The sequence below is a fragment of the Dyadobacter sp. LHD-138 genome, from assembly GCF_030929615.1.
In the GTDB taxonomy this organism is placed as follows: domain Bacteria; phylum Bacteroidota; class Bacteroidia; order Cytophagales; family Spirosomataceae; genus Dyadobacter.
In genome coordinates this window covers 16,894-43,492 of record NZ_JAVFVU010000051.1, presented here as the reverse complement: position 1 = coordinate 43,492, position 26,599 = coordinate 16,894, and the positions used below count along the sequence as shown (strand labels likewise).

At 43.5% G+C, this 26,599-nt stretch carries 22 protein-coding genes and 1 pseudogene; 13 read left to right on the top strand and 10 right to left on the bottom strand.

Annotated features, from left to right (window positions below; genetic code table 11):
* Positions 1-325: 325 nt before the first annotated feature.
* Entirely contained in the window at positions 326-2,095 is a 1,770-nt protein-coding gene (locus RB622_RS27255; protein ID WP_308049966.1) for an ABC transporter ATP-binding protein, read from the bottom strand.
* Between the two features lie 160 nt (positions 2,096-2,255).
* On the opposite strand from RB622_RS27255, the gene RB622_RS27250 reads away from it, so the two are divergent.
* Positions 2,256-2,900 carry a DUF1080 domain-containing protein gene (locus RB622_RS27250; protein ID WP_308049965.1) on the top strand — a complete coding sequence of 215 codons (645 nt, stop codon included), beginning with the start codon at positions 2,256-2,258 and terminating at the stop codon, positions 2,898-2,900.
* A 36-nt stretch (positions 2,901-2,936) separates the two neighbouring features.
* Entirely contained in the window at positions 2,937-3,410 is a 474-nt protein-coding gene (locus RB622_RS27245; protein ID WP_308049964.1) for a YdeI/OmpD-associated family protein, read from the top strand.
* Between the two features lie 70 nt (positions 3,411-3,480).
* Here the strand turns inward: RB622_RS27245 and RB622_RS27240 are convergent, their stop codons facing one another.
* From RB622_RS27240 to RB622_RS27230, 3 genes are all read right to left on the bottom strand, one after another.
* Positions 3,481-4,518 (bottom strand): hypothetical protein, encoded by a 1,038-nt coding sequence (locus RB622_RS27240; protein WP_308049963.1) that lies wholly within the window; start codon positions 4,516-4,518, stop codon positions 3,481-3,483.
* Positions 4,519-5,474: 956 nt separating this feature from the next.
* Positions 5,475-6,323, bottom strand: coding sequence for a universal stress protein (locus tag RB622_RS27235; protein WP_308049962.1), 849 nt, complete (start codon positions 6,321-6,323; stop codon positions 5,475-5,477).
* A 24-nt stretch (positions 6,324-6,347) separates the two neighbouring features.
* A complete protein-coding gene (locus tag RB622_RS27230) occupies positions 6,348-6,827 on the bottom strand; it encodes a MarR family winged helix-turn-helix transcriptional regulator (RefSeq protein ID WP_308049961.1) in 480 nt (159 codons plus the stop codon).
* Positions 6,828-7,098: 271 nt separating this feature from the next.
* Between RB622_RS27230 and RB622_RS27225 the strand changes: the two genes are divergently transcribed.
* Positions 7,099-7,677 (top strand): phosphatase PAP2 family protein, encoded by a 579-nt coding sequence (locus RB622_RS27225; RefSeq protein WP_308049960.1) that lies wholly within the window; start codon positions 7,099-7,101, stop codon positions 7,675-7,677.
* 149 nt (positions 7,678-7,826) lie between these two features.
* Here the strand turns inward: RB622_RS27225 and RB622_RS27220 are convergent, their stop codons facing one another.
* Positions 7,827-8,567: an NrtR DNA-binding winged helix domain-containing protein gene (locus RB622_RS27220; RefSeq protein WP_308049959.1), complete on the bottom strand. Its 741-nt coding sequence runs from the start codon at positions 8,565-8,567 to the stop codon at positions 7,827-7,829.
* A gap of 159 nt (positions 8,568-8,726) precedes the next feature.
* Between RB622_RS27220 and RB622_RS27215 the strand changes: the two genes are divergently transcribed.
* Entirely contained in the window at positions 8,727-10,355 is a 1,629-nt protein-coding gene (locus tag RB622_RS27215; RefSeq protein ID WP_308049957.1) for a carboxylesterase family protein, read from the top strand.
* Positions 10,356-10,442: 87 nt separating this feature from the next.
* Here the strand turns inward: RB622_RS27215 and RB622_RS27210 are convergent, their stop codons facing one another.
* Entirely contained in the window at positions 10,443-10,970 is a 528-nt protein-coding gene (locus tag RB622_RS27210) for a hypothetical protein (protein WP_308049956.1), read from the bottom strand.
* A gap of 24 nt (positions 10,971-10,994) precedes the next feature.
* Complete coding sequence (locus RB622_RS27205) at positions 10,995-11,942, bottom strand: AraC family transcriptional regulator (protein ID WP_308049955.1); 948 nt, start codon at positions 11,940-11,942, stop codon at positions 10,995-10,997.
* A 210-nt stretch (positions 11,943-12,152) separates the two neighbouring features.
* On the opposite strand from RB622_RS27205, the gene RB622_RS27200 reads away from it, so the two are divergent.
* On the top strand, positions 12,153-13,694 hold the full coding sequence (locus RB622_RS27200; RefSeq protein WP_308049954.1) for an aldehyde dehydrogenase family protein: 1,542 nt from the start codon (positions 12,153-12,155) through the stop codon (positions 13,692-13,694).
* A 97-nt stretch (positions 13,695-13,791) separates the two neighbouring features.
* Positions 13,792-14,157, top strand: a complete 366-nt coding sequence (locus RB622_RS27195) for a DUF779 domain-containing protein (RefSeq protein WP_308049953.1) — start codon at positions 13,792-13,794, stop codon at positions 14,155-14,157.
* A 136-nt stretch (positions 14,158-14,293) separates the two neighbouring features.
* On the opposite strand, the gene RB622_RS27190 is transcribed toward RB622_RS27195, so the two are convergent.
* Complete coding sequence (locus RB622_RS27190) at positions 14,294-14,944, bottom strand: hypothetical protein (RefSeq protein WP_308049952.1); 651 nt, start codon at positions 14,942-14,944, stop codon at positions 14,294-14,296.
* Positions 14,945-15,746: 802 nt separating this feature from the next.
* On the opposite strand from RB622_RS27190, the gene RB622_RS27185 reads away from it, so the two are divergent.
* Entirely contained in the window at positions 15,747-16,940 is a 1,194-nt protein-coding gene (locus RB622_RS27185) for a Myo-inositol-1-phosphate synthase (RefSeq protein ID WP_308049950.1), read from the top strand.
* A 120-nt stretch (positions 16,941-17,060) separates the two neighbouring features.
* Here RB622_RS27185 and RB622_RS27180 read toward each other — a convergent pair.
* Positions 17,061-17,391, bottom strand: a pseudogene (locus RB622_RS27180) (biotin synthase); the annotation flags it as partial.
* A 602-nt stretch (positions 17,392-17,993) separates the two neighbouring features.
* Here RB622_RS27180 and RB622_RS27175 point away from each other — a divergent pair.
* From RB622_RS27175 to RB622_RS27150, 6 genes are all read left to right on the top strand, one after another.
* Entirely contained in the window at positions 17,994-19,271 is a 1,278-nt protein-coding gene (locus tag RB622_RS27175) for a DEAD/DEAH box helicase (RefSeq protein ID WP_308049949.1), read from the top strand.
* A 184-nt stretch (positions 19,272-19,455) separates the two neighbouring features.
* Positions 19,456-20,178 carry a DUF1361 domain-containing protein gene (locus tag RB622_RS27170; RefSeq protein WP_308049948.1) on the top strand — a complete coding sequence of 241 codons (723 nt, stop codon included), beginning with the start codon at positions 19,456-19,458 and terminating at the stop codon, positions 20,176-20,178.
* A gap of 135 nt (positions 20,179-20,313) precedes the next feature.
* Positions 20,314-21,045, top strand: a complete 732-nt coding sequence (locus RB622_RS27165) for a class I SAM-dependent methyltransferase (protein ID WP_308049947.1) — start codon at positions 20,314-20,316, stop codon at positions 21,043-21,045.
* Positions 21,046-21,092: 47 nt separating this feature from the next.
* Positions 21,093-21,782: a pseudouridine synthase gene (locus RB622_RS27160; RefSeq protein ID WP_308049967.1), complete on the top strand. Its 690-nt coding sequence runs from the start codon at positions 21,093-21,095 to the stop codon at positions 21,780-21,782.
* Positions 21,783-21,896: 114 nt separating this feature from the next.
* A complete protein-coding gene (locus RB622_RS27155) occupies positions 21,897-22,754 on the top strand; it encodes a hypothetical protein (protein ID WP_308049946.1) in 858 nt (285 codons plus the stop codon).
* A 232-nt stretch (positions 22,755-22,986) separates the two neighbouring features.
* Complete coding sequence (locus RB622_RS27150; protein ID WP_308049945.1) at positions 22,987-25,461, top strand: hypothetical protein; 2,475 nt, start codon at positions 22,987-22,989, stop codon at positions 25,459-25,461.
* A gap of 64 nt (positions 25,462-25,525) precedes the next feature.
* Here the strand turns inward: RB622_RS27150 and RB622_RS27145 are convergent, their stop codons facing one another.
* A complete protein-coding gene (locus RB622_RS27145; protein ID WP_308049944.1) occupies positions 25,526-26,032 on the bottom strand; it encodes a GNAT family N-acetyltransferase in 507 nt (168 codons plus the stop codon).
* Between the last annotated feature and the right edge of the window lie 567 nt (positions 26,033-26,599).

The window sequence follows — 26,599 nt, the reverse complement described above, 5'->3', positions numbered from 1 at the left end:
AGTCCCGACTAGCAGGACTACACAGGATGTAGCGATTTAAAAACCGCCACTCCTTCATAGTCCAAATTTATTAAAAAAATTCTATTTCAAATCTTGCTTTTCACGACAGTACCAGCGGTGGCAAGGATATGGAAATTGCAAAATATCGTTCCTTTGGAACGACTGGCGGTATTCTCGGCAGTTGGTCCTCGTATCCAGACCATTCCGTGTTGGTTTTGAAAGCGATCGTCAGCCTTTTAATGGTTATGAAAATTATCTTCGGGTAGCGTAACAACCGGCTTAAATCTGATTTAATGCACCAATCTGACTACCGACCGCCGATAGCCTACTGATCATTTAATTGTCTTTTTCCCATCAAATCGCGAAAAACGATACTATGCTCATTAAGCGCATCAAAGGTGCCTTCGTCGATCAGGTGTCCGTCCTTCAAAATATAGATGTAATCAAATTTTGGTAACAGATGAAGTCGGTGCAAAGCTGAAAGTACGGCTTTGTCACTAAACTCGGCAAACATACGATCATAAATAAGTGCTTCTGTTCTGGGATCTACACTGCTGGTTGGTTCGTCGAGTAATATAATATCACTGCTTCTTGCAGCCAGCACACCGCGGGCAAGTGCCAGCCGTTGTTTTTGTCCTCCCGATAAATTGACACCTTTTTCCTGAATATTGGATTGAAGGCCGTTCGGTAATTTTTCAATTACACTGCTGAATTGTGCTGTATCGCAGACATGCTGTATTTCTGTTGCGTCGAAAGGAAGGCCCAGCGTGATATTGTATTCGATCGTGTTTTCAAAAATTTCGGGATCCTGAGGGAAAAGCGTGACGGTATCGGAAATGACTTCCAGTGGCAGGTTTTCAGCGTTATCAACAGATAGCCGAACATTTTTTTCTGCCTCATACAGTCCACGAAGCAAGGCAAGTAGCGTGCTTTTACCACTTCCGCTTTCACCGATAAAAGCAATCCGCTGACCGCGGCGGATTTTGATATTAAGTGCATGTAAACTATGGGCCTTTTTATCAGACGCATAGGTGTCTGCGTGCGAGAAACTAAGGTCGCTGATCCAGATTTCCTTCCAGTTAACCGGAAGCGGCGTGCTTGTTTCGGCACGATGATGTTCCTGATAAGCCTGGCCGATAATTCTGGCGGTCTGGACCTCTGTGTTGTAGCGGATGATTTCGGTATACTGCCAGGCGACGTCCTGGAAAACACTGGTGAACTGATTGACATACCCAAGAAGGGTTACAAGCCCGCCAACCAGAAACACGGTTCCGGGGGTATAATGCTGGTAAATAAAACCAATGGTTACCACGATATAAATCAGTCCGATGAAAAGACTGGCGACAAACCATTTCCATTCGTTGATTGTCACCTGCTTTTTGAAGGGTGGAAAAACATCACCCACCTTGTTCATCAGACTTACTTGCATTCTTTTTTCAAGGCGTAGGGTGATCACGGTGATGATATTGGAAAGACTGTCGAAGAGCGTGGAGGAGACGATGTGCTCCTTTTCATTGGTGTCGTCGAGTGCTTTGATAAAGGGTTTGTCAAACTGAAAAATAACCCAGACCGTTACAATACCTATTGCGACGCCAATGGTGCCAAACAAAGGTGAGAAGTACACAATGGCAATGAAGGAAAAAATAAATTTTGAAAACGCATGAAGGAACATGAAGCCGTTTTGAAAGAAATCTTTAAGGGCTTCATAGGCTTTTCTGATCCGGTTGATTGTCGCGCCGCTGTGGTGGTCCTGATGCCAGCGGATCGGCAGGTGCAGGGACTGATGATAAAGTTCGTCAAGGAAATTACGGCTCAGATCAAAAGCAAGTTTCCGTTCCATGACCCGGGCTGGCCCATGAAAAGCCCATTCCAGCAAAGTCAGCCCAATGTATGCGCCGGCATACCACCAGACATTTTTAAGCACAGCGTCACTATCTTTCTGAACGGATTCGACAAACCAGCCGTACAAAAGTGGATGTAATGCTAAAACAACGTTGGCCATTACAAAAAGTCCGTAGATCAGCAAATAACGTTTTTTTTGCTGACGGGCATAACGCCAGGCGGTGGCCAGTAAGGAAATATAGGGGTTACGCATTGAAATGATCGTTTGTCAGGCAAATATAAGGCGATTGTTTGATTCTGATTTTAACTTTTTATGAATAGATTTTGACCTGTATTACAGTAGTTTTGATTGATTCTGCTGCTTTTAACTAAACAAAATCAATCAGAACTTTCCTTCTATTTTGACCAATTTTATGAAAAAGACGATAAACTTATTTGCTGCACTTTTGTTTTTGGCTGTTCTTGGGAGTTTTGTTTCTGCGCCGAAGCAGGACGGATGGATTTCTATTTTTGACGGAAAGTCTTTGAACGGCTGGAAAGTCGGAGAGAATGCAGGTTCGTTTTCGGTGGTCGATGGAGCTATTCAGGTTGCAGGTCCAAGGGCGCACCTATTTTATGAGGGGCCGATCAAAAACCATATGTTTAAAAACTTCGAATTCAGGGCGCAGGTGATGACCAAACCGGGTGCCAATTCCGGCATTTATATCCACACGGATTATCAGGAGAAGGGCTGGCCTTCGAAGGGTTATGAAATTCAGGTTAATAACTCGCATACCGACTGGAAAAGAACAGGCAGTTTGTATGATATTCAGGATGTGAAGGAGACTTATGTGAAGGATAACGAGTGGTATACTGAATATATCCGGGTAGAAGGCAAGCGCATTACCGTTAAAATCAATGACAAAACCGTTGTGGATTACGAAGAAACGGACATTGATAAAAGATCAGCAGATCATCTAAACAGAATTTTGAGCAGCGGGACATTTGCCTTGCAGGCGCATGATCCTAAAAGTGTTGTGCTTTTTAAAGATATCCAGGTGAAACCTTTGACTGAATAAAAGTCAAAATATTTTTATTGAAAAAACAGAACCGCATTGGCAGAACCCGTTCATTTTGAATCATTGCTGGAAAGATTTCCTGACAAAGGAGGTTATTACTTTATTATTGTCCCGGACGAAGTTGCAGAGCAATTTGTAGAAGGCAGAAAACCGGTTCGGATGGTTTGTCTGCTTAATGGTAATACGGAATTCCAGTGCGCCATCAGGCCAAAAGGCGGTGGCGGTTTTTATATCAATGTAGCAACAGCATTGCGGACGCAGGCAAAAATAAGGCTCGGTGATAATATTCATGTGCAGGTCTGGAAGGATGAGAGTATCTATGGACGGGATATGCCCGAGGAACTGACGGAACTCCTGGCCATCGATGAGGAAGGTAACCGACTTTTTCACATGCTCATCCCGAGTCACCAGCGCGGCATTATCCATTATGTCGCATCTTCGAGCGTAGTACAAACAAGAATTGATAGGGCAATCAAGATGATCGACCGGCTGAAAGTGAAATCATTTTAGTTTTTTGCTCGTATACAAGAAAGGGCGGAAACTCCGCCCTTTCTTGTATAAACATTTTGCGGGATTCTGATTAGTTTCCGCCGCCCTGATTGTGGCAATTTTCGATCATTTTATCTTTCAGCTCCTGTGCTTTTGTAAGTGCAATGTTGTATGCGCTTTCGATTGCAGCCAGGTTGGAATCTCTCACGCCTGTTGCTGCTGCTTTTGCAATGGCAGCGATTTCCGTACAGGTTGCAATTTTTGTTGCCTCTAACTGATTAACCTTGGTAAGGAAGTCTAGTAACTGTATGTTGATGAGTGCTTTGGTTACTTCGTATTGTGCCGTGCTGATGTAAGGTTTTGCCTTTTCCAATGCTGCCAAAGCGATGTTTGCTATTTTGATACCATCCTGACGCATCTTTTCAAAGCGATCCGCAGCGGTTTGGTCAACACATTTTGCAAGATTTTTGGCAATTTTATCCAGGTCTTTGTTGTAAGCATCGGCAACCTTTTCAGAGGCTTTTGCTTTGCTTTCGTCCAGACGGTCCTTGGTTTTGCTGAACTTGTCGTTAGCGCGTTGAATACACTCGTCATCACTTTTCGCTTCGGTGGCCGAAGTTCTTAATGTACTCTCGACTGTGCTTCCAATCCGTACAGATTTAATTTCTGTTACAGATGGCAACGATAGCTTTGGCAGGTAAACCTGTACTTTGGAATCGGCCGAAACTTTCGCTAAAATGGCTTTCATCTTTGCAGATTCCGCTGTGTTTTTGTCGGCAATATTGGCGGTTGTCAACGCGTTCAGCGTTTTGATTTCCGTTGCTGTTAACAATGCCGAAGTTTCGTTGGCCGCTTTTGATACACTGCCCGGCACTGTTTGTGATCCTGCAATAGATTCAAGATCAGAGTTTAATATTTTCGTTTGTGTGGACAGCTCCACATTTCCGGCGTTGTAAGTTACCTCGGGCGTGACCGCGATGGTTACCTCTCCAAGTTCAAGTTTGTCAATTTGCTGTGACAACTCGTTGTTTGCTGGTTGCAAAGAGTCCGCGTCCTTGTCCTTACAGTTGAAAAGTGCAGCCGTGAGCATCATGCAAAGCATGGCTGATTTCAAAAAATGTGGCTTCATAGTTGAAAAATTGTTAGGTGAACAAATGGTTTGGTGGATGAAAAATTAAATTATGTTACTTTTAGTTACTTAAATTTTTAGTACAAAACTTCCTGAAAACAAACCGAAAAGGTTTGATGAAAGCACATAATTTTCCTGCGCCGAAAAAAGTTTGCTTACGCAATTTTTCCTGGCTGGGAAATACCAACTTTTTAAGTGACGAACTACGATTTTCGGCGGCTGACCGACCTGAAAACCGGAACTCTTTTAGTGAGGGTTAAAGCTTAAATTTGAGATCGTTGCCTTGAAAGTTCTTAAATGAAAAAACCAGGTACATCAGGTCAGATGCTCTGCCTGTACTTTTGCAACAAATAAGGGACGATGCCGGAGGAGAGGGGTAGGGGGAATTTCTTTTTGTAACAGCCGTGCGTTAGTCAGGCTGAAGGCATGTTGTGAAAAATGGTTCATCATAACGTTGAGAAATTGAGTAAGTGATATTCTTTAAAGCCGGATAATACGCAAACAGTTATCTTCTTAAATGGCGTCGGAGGGGGATGGTATTAAGGATTATAATAATTCTCAATTTTTTTTGTAGAATTAATGTTACTTATCTATCTTATTTTATAGATAAATTCTACATACAATATTAGGTTAATTCCAGATAGCTTCCAAATGGTATTATTCTAATTATGATTTAATATACTAATTTTCAAGTAGTTGATAAATTTTATACCAAAAAATTATTAACTATTATTGGAAGATTTATAAAAATATCTTGTAGAAGTCTTCTTTGACGGATATACATAAGGAAAGGTAGCGTGCCAGCACAATTGGTCCTACATTGGACCAATTGTGCTTTTGCTTCGAATAAATAGGGGTACTGGGTTCAAATTTACGGATTTAGAATATTCCCTTTTGTTATTAATGTATCGTTAATACTACAAACGAGCGGGGGCTGGATGAGGAGCGTACTGCGTTTATGTCTGACTCTCTTTAAGTATTAAAACAGGTATCTGTGTATTTAGCGCAATGGCCTCAGTAATGCTGCGGTGTGTCAGCTTATAAAAGAAACTGTGCTTGCCGGGCAGTGCGACGATCAGCTGGATTTCTTCATTTTGTCTGGCAAAATTTAAAATCCCCTTGGCTATGTTTTTCTCTTCTGAGTAGTATAGTTTGTATTTAAAGTCGCCCAGTTGTTCTTTCAGCAGTGCTTTATGGAATCCTTCTTTTGCAGAGTGCTGATCAAAAGGGCCCACGTTCAGGATGGTCAGTGCTGGGTTTAGCATGAGTTGTATTTTGTGCAGTTTCTGCAAGAGCGTAAGCCGCGCAATGGCGTTGAAATCACAGGGGACCAAAATGCTGTCCAGTTTTTGATACCGGCTGATGGTGGGGATAATCAGTACAGGAACGCTGCTGATCTGCGTAATTTCGATTACGTACTCACCAATGTGACTGTCGTAACCAGCGCTGTCACTGCCTAACAACAGTAGCTGAGGCTGGTAATCTTTAATCATGTCATGAATCGCCCGAAGAATCGGAAGGTCGCTGACGGCTACTTCCACATGAACACCGGGTTTACATTTCTTTAGCAGTTCCTGGCCTGTCGCACGCAAATGGTCTTCAATTTCCTGCCTTTCTTCCATAACCAGTTCTGCATTGGATTGTCCGTATTCCGAGGATGGAATGATATGGGTGTAAACGGAGATGTAATGTGTTTTGAGTAAAATGATACGCTCGATATCAATATCTTCACTGGCATCGGCAATGTATTGTAGGGCGTTGGCGGAAGTGAAAGAGAAATCAACCGGGATCAAAATCGTTTTCATGTCTGTAGGGATTTTAAGTTTATTTTAGTCGGATGAAGGATTGCTTTTTCTTAAATGGAGGATCATTTTCTGAAACATATCAATGCCGTATTCCAGATTTTTTAATTCGAAATCTTCCGTCGCCAGATCATACACTTCGGCGATCCAGGGATGTAATTGTCTGCGGAGCTCAATTCCGGTTTCCGTCAGGAAAATTAGTTTGTTCCTTCTGTCAAGCCCGTCTTCGACTCTTTTCACCATATCCCGTTTGACCATATTATCAATCATGTAGGTCATGCTGGATTTATCTTTCAGGGTCAGATCGGCGATTTCCTGTTGATTAATTCCATCTTTTTGCCAGAGGTGATAGAGTACTTCCAGCATCTCAAAGGTGATGTTGATGCCATGTTCTTTGATTTTTAACTGAATAGACTGGCGGAGCAGATTCCGTAGCTCGGTCATGGTTCGTCCCATCTCAATGGCGAGGTCGGACTTTGATTTCTTTATGACTGATGAGCTGTCCATGAAGAAGATATTTTAACAGGTCGTGCCAGATTTTTAAGCCTTTTTACGATGCATGCTATCCATAAAGTTAATGACTTGATAGTTTTAAATCAAACTATCAAGCATATTTTTTATACGTCCAACGTATAGAGGAAACACCGGTTTTTAATTACTTATTGGAGCAATTTTTTGTAACCTATGGCTATTTTATGTACATTCATTGGCGTTGAATTTTTTAGACCAATAAAGGGTATTATGCGCTATATCCGGGGTTTGTAATCGCTTTTGCTGCATGAATAAAATCCTATTGATTTTTTGTCTTTTATGGTCTTGTACTGTCCATGCGCAAGGCGGCATGGATAAGCTGGATCTTAAAATCCTCCAAAAAACAGAAGTATCCCGAACGGCCACGCAGACCAGGGCGCTGAAGATTATTTCTGATGCAAATAACTATGTGAATATCGCAATACCAGCTGGTTTGTTTGTCGCAGGCGCCATAGATCACAATAAAGATATGCGTCAAAACGCGCTTTATGTTGTCAGCAGCACGGCAACGACGGCGCTTTTAAATTTTGCATTGAAAAGAATAATTAAAAGACCCAGGCCATTTCTGGTTCATCTGAGCCTGACGCCGGTTTACAAACCTGGCGAATACTCGATGCCTTCAGGCCATACATCGGCCTCTTTTAGCACGGCAACGGCGTTGTCGATGGCTTATCCTAAATGGTATGTTGCCGCTCCCGCATTTTTATGGGCCGGCACCGTCGGGTATTCGAGGGTGTATCTGGGCGTACACAATCCATCCGATGTCGTTGCCGGAGCCGCCCTCGGTGTTGGCACTGCTTTTGGGTTTAATTTTATGAAACAATAACAAGCGTTTTGTCTCCGTCGACAATATCCTTACAATGAATAACAGGATGGAGCGAGTGTCGCGGTATTTTGTTAATGCCGTGCCGGTCAAACGCTTTTTGTCAATAACAGCGGTTTGGATAAAAGAGATATTGTAATCGTGTCCCAGGTTTATTGTTTGAACTGATACAGATATGGCGCTTTATGGGCCCCGCCGCTGTATTGTTTTTCGAGTCGTTCCAAAATATTAAGACTGAGCATCTTACGCTGGAAGCTGGACCGGCGGAGTTTTTGCCCTAATATAGTTTCATAAAGTTTCTGCAAATCGGCCATGGTAAAGGCCTCGGGCAGCAGTGGAGCCGCCCAGCTATCATACCCGATGAGCTTACGATCCAGATCTGCCCGCAAGGTTTGCAGGGCTTTCCGGACGATATCGGCATGATCAAGCATGAGTCCGGGCAAATTGTCGAGGTCGTACCAGGTACAGGTATCCGAAAGCGGATCGGGAGTCGGCACTGCTTTTGTAAAGTCTATCAGCGCATAATACCCAACGGATATAAACCTGTGGAGCAGCCAGTGTTCGTCTGTCGGGACGAGTCCTTTGGCCTGCATGATTGTTCGCATAGGAACCTGATCGTAACGGGCAAGATCGCCAAATGTATAAAATTGTTCGAGATAGATATTGGTAAGGCTCGTGCGCTCGGCTAAAACCCTGCGGGCAGCATCGTTTAAGTTTTCCTGCTTTTTGACGAACCCGCCGGGCAAAGCAAAAAGATCAGTATTGCGGTATTCGAGCAAGAGAATTTTTAACTGATATTGATGAAAACCAAAAATAACAAAGTCCATGGCCAGCCCCGGCAAAAAATCACTACCCCCGGGATTTTCCTCCAATGGCATTATTTGTTCAGACATAGTATTAAAATTTTGTGTGCAAGTTAGAAAAAAAGAAGAATGTCAATTTAATTTTTTATTATTGTTCCATAATGAGACAATAATAAAATAATGATTGACAAAAGTCGAGGCTGATAGAAAAAAATCTCTTGTACCTATTTTTAATTTAAACAAAAATCGATGAAAACATTGTTTATTATCATTTTGCTGGCCGTCCAATTGGCACATCTTTCTTCGGCCCAGTCGAAGAAAACCATGGCAGCTCCGCAGATTAAAACGGCCAACGGCGTTGTCGAGGGCATTGCGGAAACCAGTGGCATACATGCGTTTAAAGGAATTCCGTTCGCTCAGCCGCCGGTAGGAGACCTGAGGTGGAAGGAACCTCAGCCTGTCAAAAACTGGGATGGCGTGCGCAAGACCGATAAATTTGGTCCGCGGGCTATGCAAAACAATGTTTTTGGTGATATGGGCTTTCGCTCGGACGGCATGAGCGAGGACTGCCTTTATCTTAATGTCTGGACACCGGCCAAATCGGGAAAAGAAAAACTGCCGGTACTGGTTTATTTTTATGGCGGCGGTTTTGTGGCTGGCGATGGCTCTGAGGGACGTTATGATGGAGAAAGCATGGCTACCAAGGGGATTGTTGCGTTAACGGTCAATTACCGACTGGGTATTTTTGGTTTTTTGGCTTCCTCTGAATTATCAAAGGAGTCGGGATATGGCTCGGGTAATTATGGTTATCTGGATCAGACTGCCGCACTGCGTTGGGTAAAGCAGAATATTGCAGCGTTTGGTGGAGATCCTAACCGTGTGACTATTGCCGGTGAATCGGCCGGTTCACTTTCGGTTAGCGCGCAAATGGCCTCTCCTTTGGCCAAAGGGTTATTTGCAGGTGCTATCGGAGAAAGTGGTTCGGTATTAGGCACCTTGCCACCGGTACCGATGGCGGAAGCAGAGGGAGCCGGTTTGAAGTTTGCAGAACAGGTTGGGGCGAAATCTTTGGCGGAACTTCGCGCGATATCGGGTGAGAAACTGCTTGAAGCAACGGCCAAATCAGGGGTAGGCAGATTTTCATCAACCATGGATGGTTATTTCTTCCCTAAAAATCCTGTTGAAACATACATGGCTGGTGAACAGGCGCATGTACCCTTGCTGGTGGGCTGGAATTCAGAAGAGATGAACTATCGTTTTGTCCTTGGGCAGGATGCTCCGACGCTGGAAAATTATACGAAAGCCGTAAAAAAACTCTATGGCGAGCGTGCAGATAAGGTTTTAAAAGAATATGCAGCATCTTCTGATGCAGCCGTAGCGCAGGTGGCTACCGATCTGGCGGGCGACCGTTTTATCGGATTTGGAACCTGGAAGTGGGCAGAGCTGCAAGCGAAAACGGGTGGAGGAAAGCCGGTTTACCGTTATTTCTACGCCCGTCCGCGCCCGGCAATGACGGCTGAAATGGGTAATGCGGCGCCGGGCCTTGCCGGAGGGGTTACCAAGACGGCTGTTCCTGGTGCCGTAAAAGCGGCACCACCGCGTGGCGCTGTGCATTCTGCTGAAATTGAATATGCGATGGGGAATTTGTCGAAAAATACGGTTTACGCATGGACTCCCGAGGATCACAAGGTCTCCGCAACCATGCAGAACTTCTTTGCAAATTTTATCAAAACCGGTAATCCAAACGGTGCAGGTTTGCCGCAATGGGAAGCTGCCAACGAGGGCAACAGTGTCCGGTTTATGGTGATTGATGTGAACAGTCGTCTGGAAACAGAAAAGAACCGTGGACGGTATTTGCTGCTGGATTCGATCAAGTAGGCAAAAATAAGTAAAAAAGTAAGGGACAGTTCGTGCGCGCTGTCCCTTACTTTTTGAAGATAATCCGGTGTTGACGGAAATGATTTCCTATCTCGCCTGGTCAAAATTTTTCATCATAGCTGCATCAAAAGTGACCTCCACTACCGGGCCACCCGCTGCCGAATCGTCAAATTTTAGCATACCGGCAAGTCTTTCCTGAGAATCTTTCGAAAGGGAGAGCGTTTCATTAACCGAAGTGCCTGAGTACTGGACCAGTTGTCCGTTTACACTCACCCAGTAAAGCAGCCTTGGTGCGGCGTCCAGGTCCACCTGAATGCCTTCAATATATTGGTCCACGCAATTGAGTACTTTACAGGATTTTATCTTTTCATCCAGCGGATTTGCCGTAAATATCAATCTACGGATTTTCTTTTTGGGATCAAAGGTGTCCGGTCCGGTGATGAAGTGCGCATATTTCAGCTCAATGTCAAATGCCTTTTTTCCGGCTTTGTAAAAAAGTTTTCCCTGACAATTTTCTTTGACGGTTGTAAAAGAAAGCGCAACGAAAAGAAGGGAAAAAAGAAGTCCTTTGAAAAGGTGCTGACGATATCTTTGAAAGTGGTAGCGTGTTTTCATAAGATGATCTGGTAAGAATGAGTTTTACTCTTTACGCCCGGAAGATTCTTCCACTCCGCCACTTACATGGCGATATTGCGACGGCGAAATCCCTTCCGATTTCTTAAACTGCCTTCCGAAATAATTCAGGTCTGAGAAACCGAGCTGGTAACATACATCGGAAATGGTTGCTTTGGAATCCGAGAGCAGGGATTTTGCCTTTTTTATCTTTTCCTTTAAAACAAATTCCAGCGGGCTGATGCTGAACTCCCGTTTAAACGCCCGGTAAAAGGACGCGCGGCTCATGCATGCTTTTTCACTGAGATCTTCCACCTGAATTTTCTCGCCAATATTGGTCCTGATATAATGGATCACATAGGCCAGTGGATTATCCGGCTGCTGATACAGATCCAGCTGGGCCGATTGCAGGTTTTGTGTCTGGATAATATGGACAACGAGCTCCTGAAGCGTCAGGTCGGCGAGAATATCTTTTCCCAGCGAATTTCCCGAACATATGTGGATCAATTTGTTGATGCTCTGCGCAAGATCAAGATTGTTGAGAAAATGATACTTATTATGCTGCAATTGCCAGTATTGATCCTGGCCTTCGCGCGGATATTGTTCATTCAGCCGGTCGACAATCTGTTGGATTTTGGTATGATCAAGCGCAAGCGCGATACACTGTGTCGGATTCAGTTCGGTTGCTTCCGGGAAATCTATTTTCATCGTCACGTGAGCCGGGACAAGCACCGTTTCGCCCGGTAAATAGTCAAATCCGGGCTGATCAAATAAGTGCATGATCTTTTTACCCCGGAGCATACTGGTCACGACAAAATCTGAAAAAGTAAGCGGCACCAAAGCCGAAGCCTGCAGGGTTTCAAAAACATTCAGTTCGCAGTTTTGAAGTGTAAACGCACGGCGGTTTTCCACCAGTGTTTTCATGGATTTCTGACTGGAAATGGCGATCTGATTGAGTTTGTATCCTGCTGGCATTTTACTTGGGAGATAAAGATGTAGAGAAATTACAGGTGGTATCTTTCGTTTTTTACCTGAATGATAACGTGGTAACGGCTGAATAAATATAGTAATAAATTTATTTTTTTTGAGATTATTATCCTATTATTTGAAACAATAGTTCCAGTCTAACCACGGATACAGCACTAAGTTTGTAATAGTCATTCACGAATTAAAATTGATATATCTATGGATACGCTGGAAGTAGAAAACAAATCAGAAGTTAGTTCAACCCTTGCCCAAAAGCCGACTTTTAAGGCTCAGTACGAAAATTATATCGGTGGGAAATTTGTACCGCCGGTAAAGGGTGAATATTTTGATAATCTTTCACCGATCGATGGTAAGGTTTTTACAAAAGCGGCCCGTTCAGGCAAAGAGGATATTGAACTTGCGCTGGATGCGGCACATGAGGCTTTCAAAACATGGGGTAAATCAGCTGCGACGTACCGAAGCAATATTCTGTTAAAAATTGCCCAGGTGATTGAAGACAATCTGGAATATCTGGCCGTGGTGGAAGCCATTGATAACGGCAAGGCGATCCGTGAAACAAGAGCGGCCGACTTACCACTGTGCGTGGACCATTTCCGCTATTTTGCCGGCGTGATCCGTGCAGAGGAAGGTAGTATTTCGGAGCACGATGAAAATACCGTTTCTATCAATCTGCATGAACCGCTCGGTGTGGTGGGACAGATCATTCCATGGAATTTTCCATTGCTGATGGCAACCTGGAAAATTGCTCCTGCGCTGGCATCGGGCTGCTGTGTCGTGGTAAAACCAGCAGAGCAGACACCGACTTCGATCATGTGTCTGATGGAGCTTATCGGAGATTTATTACCCGCTGGCGTGCTCAATATTGTAACCGGATTTGGTCCGGAAGCAGGAAAACCGCTGGCGACTTCCCCACGTGTGGCGAAAGTAGCCTTTACCGGAGAAACCACCACGGGACGTTTGATCATGCAGTATGCTTCTGAAAACCTGATTCCGGTAACGATGGAGCTTGGAGGGAAGTCGCCCAATATTTTCTTTGCTTCGGTTGCCGATGAAGACGACGCGTTTTTTGATAAGGCCGTGGAAGGCGCCGTGATGTTTGCCCTGAACCAGGGTGAGGTTTGCACCTGCCCGTCACGGATCCTGGTGCAGGAAAGCATTTATGACAAATTCATGGGCCGCGTGATCGAGCGCACCAAGGCCATTAAGCTGGGCCATCCGCTGGATGCAACAACGATGATGGGCGCCCAGGCTTCGAATGATCAGTATGAAAAGATTTTGTCGTACTTGAAAATAGGTAAAGAAGAAGGTGCCGAGGTGCTTTGCGGCGGAGAAGCCAATACGTTTGAAAATGGGATATCCGGTGGTTATTACATCAAACCAACGCTCTTTAAAGGTCATAACAAAATGCGGATTTTTCAGGAGGAGATTTTCGGCCCTGTGGCCTGCGTAACCACTTTCAAAACCGTTGAAGAGGCAATAGAAATAGCGAATGATACTTTGTATGGTTTGGGGGCAGGGGTATGGACGCGTGATGCGCATGAAATTTATCAGGTTCCCAGAGCCATTCAGGCGGGTAGGGTTTGGGTGAACAACTATCACGCATATCCCGCGCATGCTCCGTTTGGCGGGTATAAAAAATCCGGGTTCGGTCGCGAAAACCATAAAATGATGCTGGGGTATTATCGTCAGACTAAAAATATGCTGATCTCCTACGATCGTAACAAGCTTGGTTTCTTTTAATACCGGATTTGTTTTGTGTCGGGCATTCCACCGGCGGTAATTACTGTCGGTGCTTGCCCGAATTTTAATCTGTATTAATTTTAATCCGGTTCATACCATGAAAACGCCCCGTGTGCTGATAACTCCGGAAGCTGAAAAAATAGTGGCTCAGTTAAAGGAACGTTTCGGTGAACTTATGTTTCATCAGAGCGGAGGTTGTTGTGACGGCTCTCAGCCGATGTGTTTTGAAAAAGGAGAATTTAAGACCGGGGACAGCGATGTGCTCTTGGGGGAAATTGCGGACTGTGAATTTTACATGAGTCGCGATCAGTTCGAGTACTGGCAGCATACACAGTTGTCGATTGACGTGACACCGGGCAGAGGTTCGAGTTTTTCGCTGGAAATTCCAATGGGCGTCCGGTTTATTGTCAGATCCCGTATGTACAGGCCCGAGGAAGTGGCTTATTTGGCAGAGATACGTTAGTCTGTTGGCGTTGTTTTATATCATTTTAAAAACCTTGCTGGACGTCGTTTAATTAACTGGGTGTAAAAACAAAAATCCGTCAGCCCTGGGCAACGGATTTTTGTTTTGTTGTCTCGTTATGGGTTATTCCGGTTTACTACGCCAGCTTCTCACAGGAAAGTGTATGGTGTGAAATGAAATTTTCGGCGAAAAGAATTTCATGGTTTTGTTTAAAACAGAAGTCAAGTGTTGTTTTTTGTTCTCCAACCAGCACTTTCAACACCATACTTCCTTTGGCGGTCGTGATTGTTCCCGTAGCGGAATTTCCCGATTTCCCTATAATAGGCACAAACAGTTCCGTTAATACTTTCTGATCCGGTTTGATTTCAAACTGCGAAACCGTCCGCGCAATCGCATCAAGATGAAAGCTGGACAAGGTGCTGCAATATTGCCATTTCCCGGCTGTATTTTTTCGGAAAAATAGTGCGCTGATATCCATAATTCCTAGAGACGTATTTTTTAGTGCCAAGGGGAAAACAGCTGCCTGGTTTTGATCGCAAAAATAAAATTTTGCATCATGCTGCCGGTAACCTACCGCTATCAGACTTTTAGACTTTGATCGATAAACATCCAGTAACTCGGGGTCGTTCAGAAATGAAAAGAGTTGGGGAACTGCTCCGATGTTGTTTAGGTAATCTGCAAGTCGTTGTTTGTGAACAGATAGTGGGTTGCCCAGGGAAGAGGCGTTACTTTGAATCAAGGCTCCCACCGTCAGGGCAGAGGCCGCCAAAAAGTTTCTTCTTTTCATAGAGTAAAGGTTATATCACAAATGTATCTCTTTTAGTGGAACAATTGTATTATACTAATAGTAGTTGGAATGGAATTTATTAACAATTAATGAAAAAAAATCTACAATAAAAACGCTTACTCCTAAAATAAAGGCTATTCGGACAACGGTTCATTTTGAAAATTTTCGATTACTGATTTATTCCATTCTGATTTGCAAACTGTATTTTTCTTGGTGCAGCCGAATATGTAAAATGAAAACTTGTTTCCAGTGGTTGCAGACAAATGACAATTTACTCCGTCAACATGCTGAATGATCCGGTTTCGGAAAAATTAGTTTTGAAGATGACCACGCGGGCTGAGGATTTATACGTCGGGAAACTTTGATATATTCAGCCAGCCCGATAAGTGCGGCGATGATGGGATTATTACCATAAATGAAGCGAAATGAAGGGACGATTTCAGACGTTGGCGTTCGCCTTTTGAAAGCTGCTTAGGGGATCAATTATTTGCCCCCTGATTTCCTCATCGGTCGCTTGGAGAATGGTTGGAGAAAAGAGGCAGATTTGGGTGTTTTTTATCTGATTTTTAAAATTTATGCAAACGTTTGCAATTGATTATACGTATTTCAGAATATTTCTCGAAAATATTATAAAAAAATACTGTGCACTTCTTTTTTCGTAGCGTTTTGTGCCGCAGTCTCTTAGGTTTTTATTATGTGATTTTTGAGCTAATTAGCTGTTTTATACCACTTGTAAAATGCATTTCGGGTTGATTTATTTACTTTCTTTACGGGATCAGTATTAAATAAAACAGAGCCGATAATGCAAAAAAAGAACAACAAAATTAACGTTGCGATATTAGGCGTTGGCAACTGCGCCAGCTCATTAGTTCAGGGAGTGGAATATTACACGAAATTTTCAGAAAAAACATCCGGTTTAATGGCCGATGATATCGGTGGTTACAAGGCTGAAAATATTGAATTTGTTTGCGGCTTCGATGTGGACGAAAGAAAGATTGGCTTATCCCTAAAAGATGCAATTTTCGCAAAACCAAACTGCACAATCGTACTGAATGGAGATATTACCTCGGAGGCACCAGTATACCGGTCTCCGGTTATTGACGGGGTGTCACCAGAAATGGCCGCCTATCCGGAAAGCAACCGTTTTGTCATTAAAGAGGAACTTAAGGCGACGGATGCGCTGATCGAAGGTATTGCTTATGACCGGGCGTTGGTGCAGGCACTGCGTGCTGAAATTGTCCAGCATTTAAAAGATCACCAGGTTGAGGTTTTGATCAATTATCTTCCGGTAGGTTCGCAGCTTGCGACAGAGTTTTATGCTGAAATCTGTATTGAGCTTGGCATTTCTTTGGTGAACTGTATTCCTGTGTTCATAGCGTCTGATCCTGAATGGGAACAAAAGTTCATCGCGGCCGGCATTCCGATCATTGGCGATGACATGAGAAGTCAGTTTGGGGCAAGTATTGTTTCTCAAATGCTTCAGGAGCTTGCTTTCGAGCGTGGGCATCATGTAAAAGCGCATATTCAGCGAAATGTTGGCGGAAACACCGACTTTCTGAATATGGAGGATAAAAACCGTTTGAAATCCAAGAAGATTTCGAAGGAAAATGTGATCCGCGCACAAAATGATATTAGGGGTATTGCTACCGAGGACAGCTTTTTACACGCGGGCCCGTCGGAATACATTGCTTTTTACGGCGATAATAAAGTGGCTAACTTCCGTTTAGAGCTGGAAGGTTTTATGGGTGCTCCGGTTATTTTTGACGCGCAGCTTTCTGTTCAGGATTCTCCTAATTCCGCCGGTGTGGTGATCGACGCGATCAGATATGTGTACGTCGCAAGAGAACTGGGCTTGGTAGGGGCACTTCGCGGTCCATCCGCTTCCACACAAAAAACGCCGCCACAGCAAATGATGTTCAGTGACGCAATTTACGAATGCCATGCCCTGGCAAAACGCGAATTAACCGAATCCACAAGGAAACAGTTGAAGCAATAATTTGTGAAATGCAGCTATTAAAAACCTTCATTCCGTCAATCTGTTATGGTTGATCGGATGAAGGTTTTTGGTTTAAAGTGCTTGAATGGTGTTCATTTGATAGACGCCAGCAATATTAGTCATGCCCAGCCTGCAGCAAACTTCCATTCCCAATGCATTAACTTTCATAACCATTTCGAGTACCCTGTCGCAATCCCGGTTGGCTTTTACTTCGCGCCAGGCCGCGGATCCCCCGTCTGACATCGTGCCGCCTGTCCGCAATAGGTGCAGTCCTCCGGGTATCCTCCTGTTTTTATGGAGAACAAGGTGCAAACCTGGATCTTTTCAGGGTCGTGTGCCATGGCCTGTGCACTGCGGCTGCTTCAAAAAGCAGTTGAAAAAACGGTTTATGATAAATGGCTTTGATTTCTTCAAGAGACCAGTCGTTTCTTATCGTTTGTGGTGTTTCCATTGTTTCGTTTTTCTTCAAAAGTATGGTGGTGCCGGATCGTAAGAGGCGTCCGATTTTTACTTCATTGGTAGTCCGAATTGATGCTATTCATAGGTTGAGAAAATGCAAACCGGATATTAAAAGACAAAAGATATGATCTCAGGCCGGATCAAAAACTTAAACTTTTTATCAGGGATTCGGGGAAGGGATTTGCCGGTTGCTCAGATTTTGCAGGGATATTAACTGAAATAAAATGGTCAATCTGTTCAGGCGAAATCTTAAAATACAGCGCCTTCCGGTTTATTATCGGTGAAACTATATTTATTTGCTAACTAACATTTGTTCAGACAATTAACATGGGTACATCCCGTTTTAAGGCAATGCAGTAGGGGTTAAATAATATCCAGCGGTTGCGTCGTAGGACTGTTGTTTTTGTTAATATATTGAGTATTAATAAAATAAGTGCATGTGAGTACTTCTAAGTTATTTGCGTATATTTGCTATGAATCAAGCGGTTTGCTGACTGGTGAAATCAAAAGTCAGCTTATATATTTTAAAACTGTTCGAGACATTGAAAGATATTGAATATCTTAATCATACGCTGGAACTTAAAAAGCTGAATTTTGAATTTTAACGAATTTGAACTCCACGAAGACGTGCTGAACGCCGTGGATTCTATGAACTACCAACAGGCAACACCTATACAGGAACAATCCATTCCTTATATTCTTTCGGGAAAAGACCTTCTCGCATGCGCTCAAACCGGAACAGGGAAAACAGCGGCGTATTTAATCCCCATTTTGGATAAAATAGCTACAACACCCACCGGGCAGATCGGAGCTTTGATACTGGTGCCAACGCGCGAGCTTGCCCAGCAGATTGATCAGCAGATACAAGGATTGGGTTATTTTGTCGGTGCTACCAGCATTGCCGTTTACGGCGGAAACAAAGGACCTGAATGGGATCAGCAAAAGCGTGCCCTTACCCAGGGTGCAGATATTATCATTGCCACACCGGGACGGCTAATAGCGCACCTTCAATTGGGATATGTGAGTTTTGGATCGATCCGTCATCTGGTGTTGGACGAGGCAGATCGTATGCTGGATATGGGTTTCCTGAGCGATATCCTCAAAATAATGAGCTTTTTACCTGCCAAACGACAGACATTGATGTTTTCGGCAACAATGCCGCCTAAAATCGGAGAGCTTGCCAAACGCATCCTGCACAAGCCGGAGGAGGTAAGATTGGCGGTTTCAAGACCTGCCGACAGGATTGATCAGCAGTTTTATATGACAACCGACGAGCAGAAACTGCCGCTTCTTACGCATTTGCTTAAGCAGGTGCACAGCACGAGTATGGTGTTGTTTACATCCAGGAAATCGACTGTGGAGCCGATTGTGCGTGCACTTCGTAAACTTGGACATGAGGCTCGGGGTATTTCCTCGGATTCGGACCAGGCTGACCGCGAGATTGTGCTGCGTGATTTCAAAAACCGCGCTTTTCCAGTTTTAGTGGCCACGGATGTATTGTCAAGAGGTATTGATATTGATAATTTAAGCCATGTGGTAAATTATGATGTGCCACGTGACCCGGAAGATTATGTGCACCGGATTGGTCGTACGGCCCGTGCAGAATCAAAGGGTACAGCGATCACGTTTATCAATGAACATGATCAGAAATATGTATTGAAAATAGAAAAACTTTTTGAGAAAGAGGTTGAGAAACAATCAATTACGCAGGAGTTGGGATTGGGAGAAGCGCCTAAGTTTGAACCAGGCAAATTTCGCAATGCAGCCCCGAGAAATAAAGGAGGGCATGGTTCCCGGAAAACCGGTGATTCTTCTTCCAGAAAAAGGAGGCCGAGTCAAAAGCATGAGAAAAAAACTCCTTTGGAAACGTAATCAGCCTTATCTTGCGTTGATATAACAGGAAACGGCTGTTTATTCCGGATAGAAAGTTTAGAAAGAAATATGCCGAAAGGCGCCTGATTATGGGTAATGGTATAATTTTTTCTAAACTTTTTCTGAGGTATATATCCTCGTTTGTCTGTTTGTGGACGTTATGAAATATTTAAATTAAAAACACTTGGAACGTTTTCTTCAATGGTGGAAAAATTATCGTTTTAGCATATCCGATCCTCCCATTATTTCAATGGAAGGACTTTATCCGCTCCTGTTACTTCTTGTTTTAAGTCTGGTTGCCGTTTTTTTTCACCTGGTACGGATTTTATTTAATGCCCCGGTTGATTTTTCAATGGACTGGAATCTTTTTCTAAGCTGGATTCCCTTGATGGCCGCCTTTTTTATCAACAACATAACCAGACGGTTTGGCCGACTCCCATTTCTGGTCATTGCAGTAAGTCTCTTCTGGCTTGCTTTTTTTCCAAACGCACCATACATGATCACCGATCTGGCACATTTAAGTGTCGATTATCAGCGTGATTTGACCTGGCATGATACGATCATGCTTTTTTGTTATGCCGAAGTGAGTTTGTTCAACGGGCTTGTTTCGCTATACTGGATTCATCAGACCTGGACCCGAGTTTTTCATAAAAAAGTAAGCATGACACTGCTTTTGTTAAGCCTTCCGCTTGCTGGCTTTGGTGTTTATTTAGGGCGTGTCAGACGAATGAACAGCTGGGATATCCTGCATGATCCAAGACTTATCCTTGAAAGCCTTTTTCAAAGTATGCTCGACAGAACCGCATTGGTGATCAGCCTTGAAATCGGGCTGCTGCTTGGCATGCTTTATCTGGTTTTGTGGGCTATCATCCGTTTCAGGGTTAGGCATGGAAAACGGGAGGACTGAGGTTAAATCCTGCCTGGTAAAATATTTTTGACCAATCACATTACCGCTTCTGCGCGTTTATTGAAACAATTATCCTTTACTTTGTAACGTAAAATTCTTTCAAATCCCGGAAGTATATCAACATACGTATCCAGTATGAATGTATCAGAAAAAGTAAAAGATTCTTATTCAAGTCAGTACGATGAAAAATCGGTGGCCTGGCGAAATATGGGCGCCCGTTATAAGGCGCAAAATATTGTCGAACTGGCCAAAAATATCACTTTTGAGAATGTGCTTGAAGTGGGAGCAGGCGAGGGGAGTATCCTGAATTGGCTTTCGAAGTGGAATTTTTCGAAAAATCTGAACTGTGTGGAAATCTCTGAAAGCGGGATTGAAATGATCAAGTCAAAAAATATTGAACATTTGAAAGATGTGCTGCTTTTTGACGGGTATAAAATTCCTTATCCTGATAATCATTTTGATCTGGTTATCTGTTCGCATGTGATGGAACACGTCGAGCATGAACGTATACTTTTGAGGGAGATTAAAAGGGTTTCAAAAAACCAGATTTTTGAGGTGCCCATTGACTTTTCTTTTTATGTTGATAAAAAGATCAACCATTTTCTGGCATATGGCCATATCAATATCTACACACCGGGCCTTTTTCGGTTTTTGCTTAAATCCGAGAATTTTAAAGTTGTAAAGGACATCTGTTACCTCTACGAAGATGAGATGCTGAAACCGTTGTTTGAGACAAACAAAAAGGGTTTTTATCTGACCAAATTTAAAATGTCAATTCTGCGGTTGTTCCCGTATTTGCTGGGGATTAAGCCTAATGCGTACGCAGTGCTTACGACCAAGACAGATAAAGATCTTTCCATATTTTAATAGTCCGATTGGAAAACGAGTCTGAAATATCCGGTGCAGAACCGCCGATGACCCTGGAAATTATTTATCAGGACGAATACCTGGTGGCGATTAACAAACCGCACGGTCTTTTGGTACACCGTTCGCCGATTGCAGCGGATGCCACAGAATTTGCCGTTCAGATCCTTCGGGATCAGCTTGGCAGGATGGTTTATCCCGTTCACCGGCTCGACCGGAAAACGTCGGGTGTCCTGCTTTTTGCCTTGCATGATGCATTAAACAGTAAAATGCAGGTTCAGTTTTCAGATGGAAAAGTCAGAAAGCAATATCATGCCATAGTCAGAGGTTTCACACCGGATTCGATGGATATAGATTATCCGTTGAAGCGCGATGACGGAGTCGTTCAGGATGCGTTCACTTCTTTTATTACCTTAGAAAAAACCGAGCTGGATATTCCTTCCGGCAAACATGCAACCTCGCGCTATTCGCTGATCGACCTCGCGCCAACGACGGGCAGGATGCATCAGTTAAGGAAGCACATGGCGCATGTCTTTCACCCCATTATTGGCGACCGGCCACATGGCTGCAACAAGCAGAACAAGTTTTTTCTGGAATTTTTTCAGATGAATTCCATGCTTTTGCACGCGAAAGAAATCAGTTTTTTTCATCCTGTGACAGGAGATGAAATTTTGATATCAGCTGACTATCAGCCCGAGTTTAAAAGAATGCTCGATGTTCTGGGCTTTCAGAAATACTAGTTTTTTTGTTTTTAGTTGTCAGGGAACAGGATTTAGTTTCATTGCCACGCAACCAGTCCAAAAGTTGCCCCGTATAGGCTATTGTAACTAATACTTACCCCTAACAATTATTTTATGAAAGCAAAAAGTTTTTTCAGCTACTTTTTACTGATGGGATGTATCGCCGCGATCGGCTGGTCGTGCGGTTCTGACGATGATACGCCGGCAGTAGTTGTGCCACCGGTTCCAACGTTTGATATCTCGCAGAAATCGACTACGCTTGGGAATGTGCTTACCGATCAGAAAGGTAAAACACTCTACTTTTTTACCAAGGATGTGAATGGGACTTCTGCCTGTGCAGGAGGTTGTCTGGATACCTGGCCGATATTTTCGGTAGCGACTCCTCGTTTGGATACGGGCCTTGTTGCGACTGATTTTGGTTCTATCACAAGAGCGGATGGAAAAAGCCAGGTGACTTACAAAGGCTGGCCACTTTATTATTACGCATCGGACGCTGCTGCGGGTGATGTAAAAGGTGAAAATGTTCTGAATGTGTGGATCGTTGCCAAGAAATCTTATTCGCTTATGCTGGCCAATGCACAACTGGTAGGGCACGATGGCAAGAATTACACCGCAGAGTACAAGGAAGGAACTGCCGATACCCAGTTTTTTGTAGACATTAACGGCCGTACACTTTATGCCTTTAACAAAGACAAAAAGAACAAGAATAACTTCACGAAGGCTGATTTTAGCAATGATGCCGTTTGGCCTATTTATCAAAGCGAACTGAAGGATATTCCTTCTGCTCTTGACAAAACACTTTTCAGTACCATTGACGTGTTTGGTAAAAAACAGCTTACGTATAAAGGCTGGCCGATGTATTATTTCGGCCAGGATAACAGCACCAGAGGTTTGACCAAGGGGGTAAGTTTTCCCACACCCGGTGTTTGGCCTATTATTCAAAAAGCCACGGCCGCCGCTCCCGAGTTGTAGCGGATTAAGACTATTAACCCTTTACTTTGACCCGGCATTGATTGAAAACCCTTCAGAACGATTTCGTTCTGAAGGGTTTTGCTTGTAATCGGTCGGATGGTTAATTGCTTGAAAATATTTTTTTTGGTTACATACAGTATATTTCCTTGAAACCATGTTAGTATATTGTTGACAGCCAAAGTTTTGCTTCGGTTATGCAACGCAAATAATCTATTCCGCTTAATCTGATCCGATGAAAAGAAGGGTTTTCTGGCAGCAGCTCCTGCCTCACTTTATAGCTGTGATTGGTTTTGCCTTGCTGGCCGTTTGTTATGTATCGCCCGTTTTGCAAGGTAAAAGACTCAGCATGGAGGATGATAAACAAGCCAAAGCAGCTGCCAGGGAAGTGGTTAGGTATCATGAAAAAACGGGAGAATGGTCGCAGTGGACCAACAGCATGTTTGGCGGTATGCCGGCCTATATGATTGCGGCGGATTATCCCACCAGTTTGCCTACAAAATTGGGACAGACAATTAACAAATTACTGCCTGCACCGGCGAATTATCTTTTTATCGGCCTGGTCTGTGCTTATATCCTTTTTATAGTTTTGGAGGCCGGGCTGTGGTTATCTGTGTTTGGGGCCATTGCGTTTACCTTCTGTTCTTTTAATGTTATAAACCTGGAAGCAGGCCACGTTTCACAAATTATCGCGATCATGTATGCGCCGGGCGTGCTGGCGGGCGTACTTCTTGCTTTTAGAAAACACTGGCTTGCAGGAGCGGCGGTGACCGCGCTGTTTTTGTCACTGGAACTCTATGCCAATCATCCGCAGATAACCTATTATCTGGGTATTGGCGTGGTCGTGCTGATGGGCATTGAAAGTTTTTCTTTTATCAAAAATGGAAGAGGCAAAGATTTGGCATTGATCCTGCTCGGCCTTGCACTGGCGGCAGTCGTTTCCGTTGGTTCGCACAGCACAAGGCTTTGGAATAGTTATGATTATACCAGTGAAACCAGTCGGGGGAAATCAGAACTGAAAGCAGTGGGAAGTCCTCAAAAAAAGGGAGGGCTTGATAAGGAATATGCCTTTCAATACAGTTATGATTTGGGGGAATTGCTGACGTTGATAATTCCGAATGCTTACGGAGGCCCGTCCTATGGAGAACTGGATAACAAGTCACAAACCTATCTTACCTTAACGGGTCACGGTGTTCAGCCAGTAGCGGCCGCAGGTTTTGTAAAACAGCTGCCACTGTATTGGGGAGATCAGCCGATTATGGGCGGACCGTATTATGTGGGCGCAATGATCTTTTTCTTCTTTGTCCTGGGTATTTTTATTGTTAAAAATCCGCTTAAATCATGGCTGACGGCTATTGTACTTTTGTATTTAATCTGGGCATTGGGCAAAAACCTGTCGGTCGTCAATAACCTGTTTTTTGATTTTTTTCCAATGTTCAACAAATTCAGGGCAGTCACGATGGTCATTTCGTTGGCGCAACTGCTGATGGTGATTCTTTCTGTACTTGCGCTGCGTCTTATCGTCCAACGAAAATTGAGCTGGAAAGAGCTGAAAAAGCCTTTTTTGATAACGCTGGCCATCACCGGTGGCCTCACGTTGATTTTGACTATTGTACCGGGATTATTTTTTAGTTTCAGGTCCGTAGTGGATTCGACGCACCTGGCTGGTTTTGAGCATATGACGGGGGACAAAGTTTTTGCCGGACAAATTATGGACGCGATTGTGTTCGACAGGGCTGGTATGATGAAAGCAGACGCGCTCAGAACGCTTATTATCTTTCTGCTGACTGCTTTGCTGATTTGGCTTTGGATTAAAGAAAAAATCAAACCATGGTTGTTTTACGTGGTACTGATTGGTCTGCTGGTACTGGATATGTTTGGTATTGACAAACGTTATTTGAACAATGAAGATTTTGTAAGTGGTTACGTGGCCAAAACTGCCGTAACACCTTCCTCAGCCGATGAGCAAATCCTGAAAGATCCCGATCCTGATTACAGGGTGTATGATGTTTCGAGTAGCCAGGGGCCTTTCAATAGCGCCGAAGCTTCGTATTTTCACAAGTCTTTGGGAGGTTATCATGGAGCCAAATTAAGGCGTTATCAGGAATTGTTTGAGCGTCAGATTTACAAGCAGAATCCTAATTTTGCCGTGCTCAACATGCTGAATACGAAGTATATTATTACTGCCGATGAAAAGGGAAATAAACTTGCGCAGGCAAATCCCGAAGCTTACGGGCATGGATGGTTTGTCAAAGGATATAAAATTGTGCCGGATGCGGATGCTGAAATGGCAGCAATGGATCATTTAAATCCTAGGGAAGAAGCGGTTCTGGATCAGAGATTTAAAGTACAATTGGCTGGACTGGTGCCTCGCCGGGACTCGACTGACCATATCAAACTTGTCAGCTACAAGCCCGATGAAATTATTTATGAAAGTGTTTCGAAAAATGATGGCCTGGCGGTCTTCTCCGAGATTTATTACAATGTCAGAAACGAATGGCAAGTTACCGTTGACGGGCAGCCTGCCGAGCTTTTACGTGCTGATTACGTATTGCGGGCGTTACGGATTCCTGCCGGAAAGCATCGGATTGTTTTTAAATTTGAACCCATATCTGTTGCCGCCGGTCACCGGATTGACTTGGTCAGTTCAGTATTATTGTTTGCGTTAATTGCAGGAGCTTGTATCGTCGGAGTCAGAAGAAACGTTTAGCTTTCTCGGGGTTAATATGCTCTGACTAGCCCTATTAACCCCGGAAATGAAAATATGATTTTTATTAAAGCCGGATCTCAAACAAACTGAAATCGCCATCCTTGTAATGTGCCGGCAGGCTGTCGCTGTTTGTTAGTTTGACGACGCCCAGGTAAGTAAATCCGCAGCGCACATAATAATTGTTTAATTTCTCATTGCCACTACCCGTGTCCATTCGGATGAAGGTTTTTTGAGTTTCTTTGGCATGTTCTTTTGCCCAGTCCACGATTTGTTTCACGAGAAACCTGCCTCGGAAAACGGGATTGGTAGCAATGCGGTGAATATAAACCGAAGGATCATTGTCCTTATCTCCCCAAATGTCGGGATCATTGTAATCGATAGCAAAAACACAGGCAATCACGTTGTCAATGATAATTTTCCATTGCCTTTGTTCGGAAATTTCCTGTTCGATCAGTGAACGTTGGAAGCCTTTCCAGTGCTTTTTTGCTACTTTTTTCTGATGTTCTGTTCCATGATTGTACAATTCGAAAATTGTATCAATGTCTGCATTTGTACTGTTTACTATTTGCATATTAAGTTTTAGGTTGGCTGTCAAATTTCAAAAGCCAAAGTTCTTAATATAGAAAATCACATAACAGATGCAGATTTGATGTTTTTGATAAGTACAGATCATTTTGTTTGATCGCTTTGCTTTATGATATTTTATCCTGCATCGAAATCTTCGCAATTACTGAAATCGTTGTTTGTCAGAAAAGGGTACATTTATTATTTGTAGTATTAAAAGAAAACGATGTAAATTGCAAAGGGAGCCGTTCGGTCTTTGACTGCTGGTTTCTGACTGATTCAAACATGATCTCGGATTAATTTATGCATTAATGAAGGGTAACTTTCAACCTGATGATGAAAATCTGTTGGCCGACCTGGTCGGTGGGAAAGAATATGTATTCAGGGTTATTTATGGCAGGTATCCAGCCGGGATTTAGCGGGTGACGCGCTATTATCCGTGCTCTTCTGCAAAAAGTATAGCAATGATCGTTAATTTGTTTCGGTGTTTTTTGGTGCTTTTAAAATGATTAGCTAATCGTAAAAACAGTGTAAGTTATGAATGTACTTTTTATCATACGAGCAAGTTTATGCT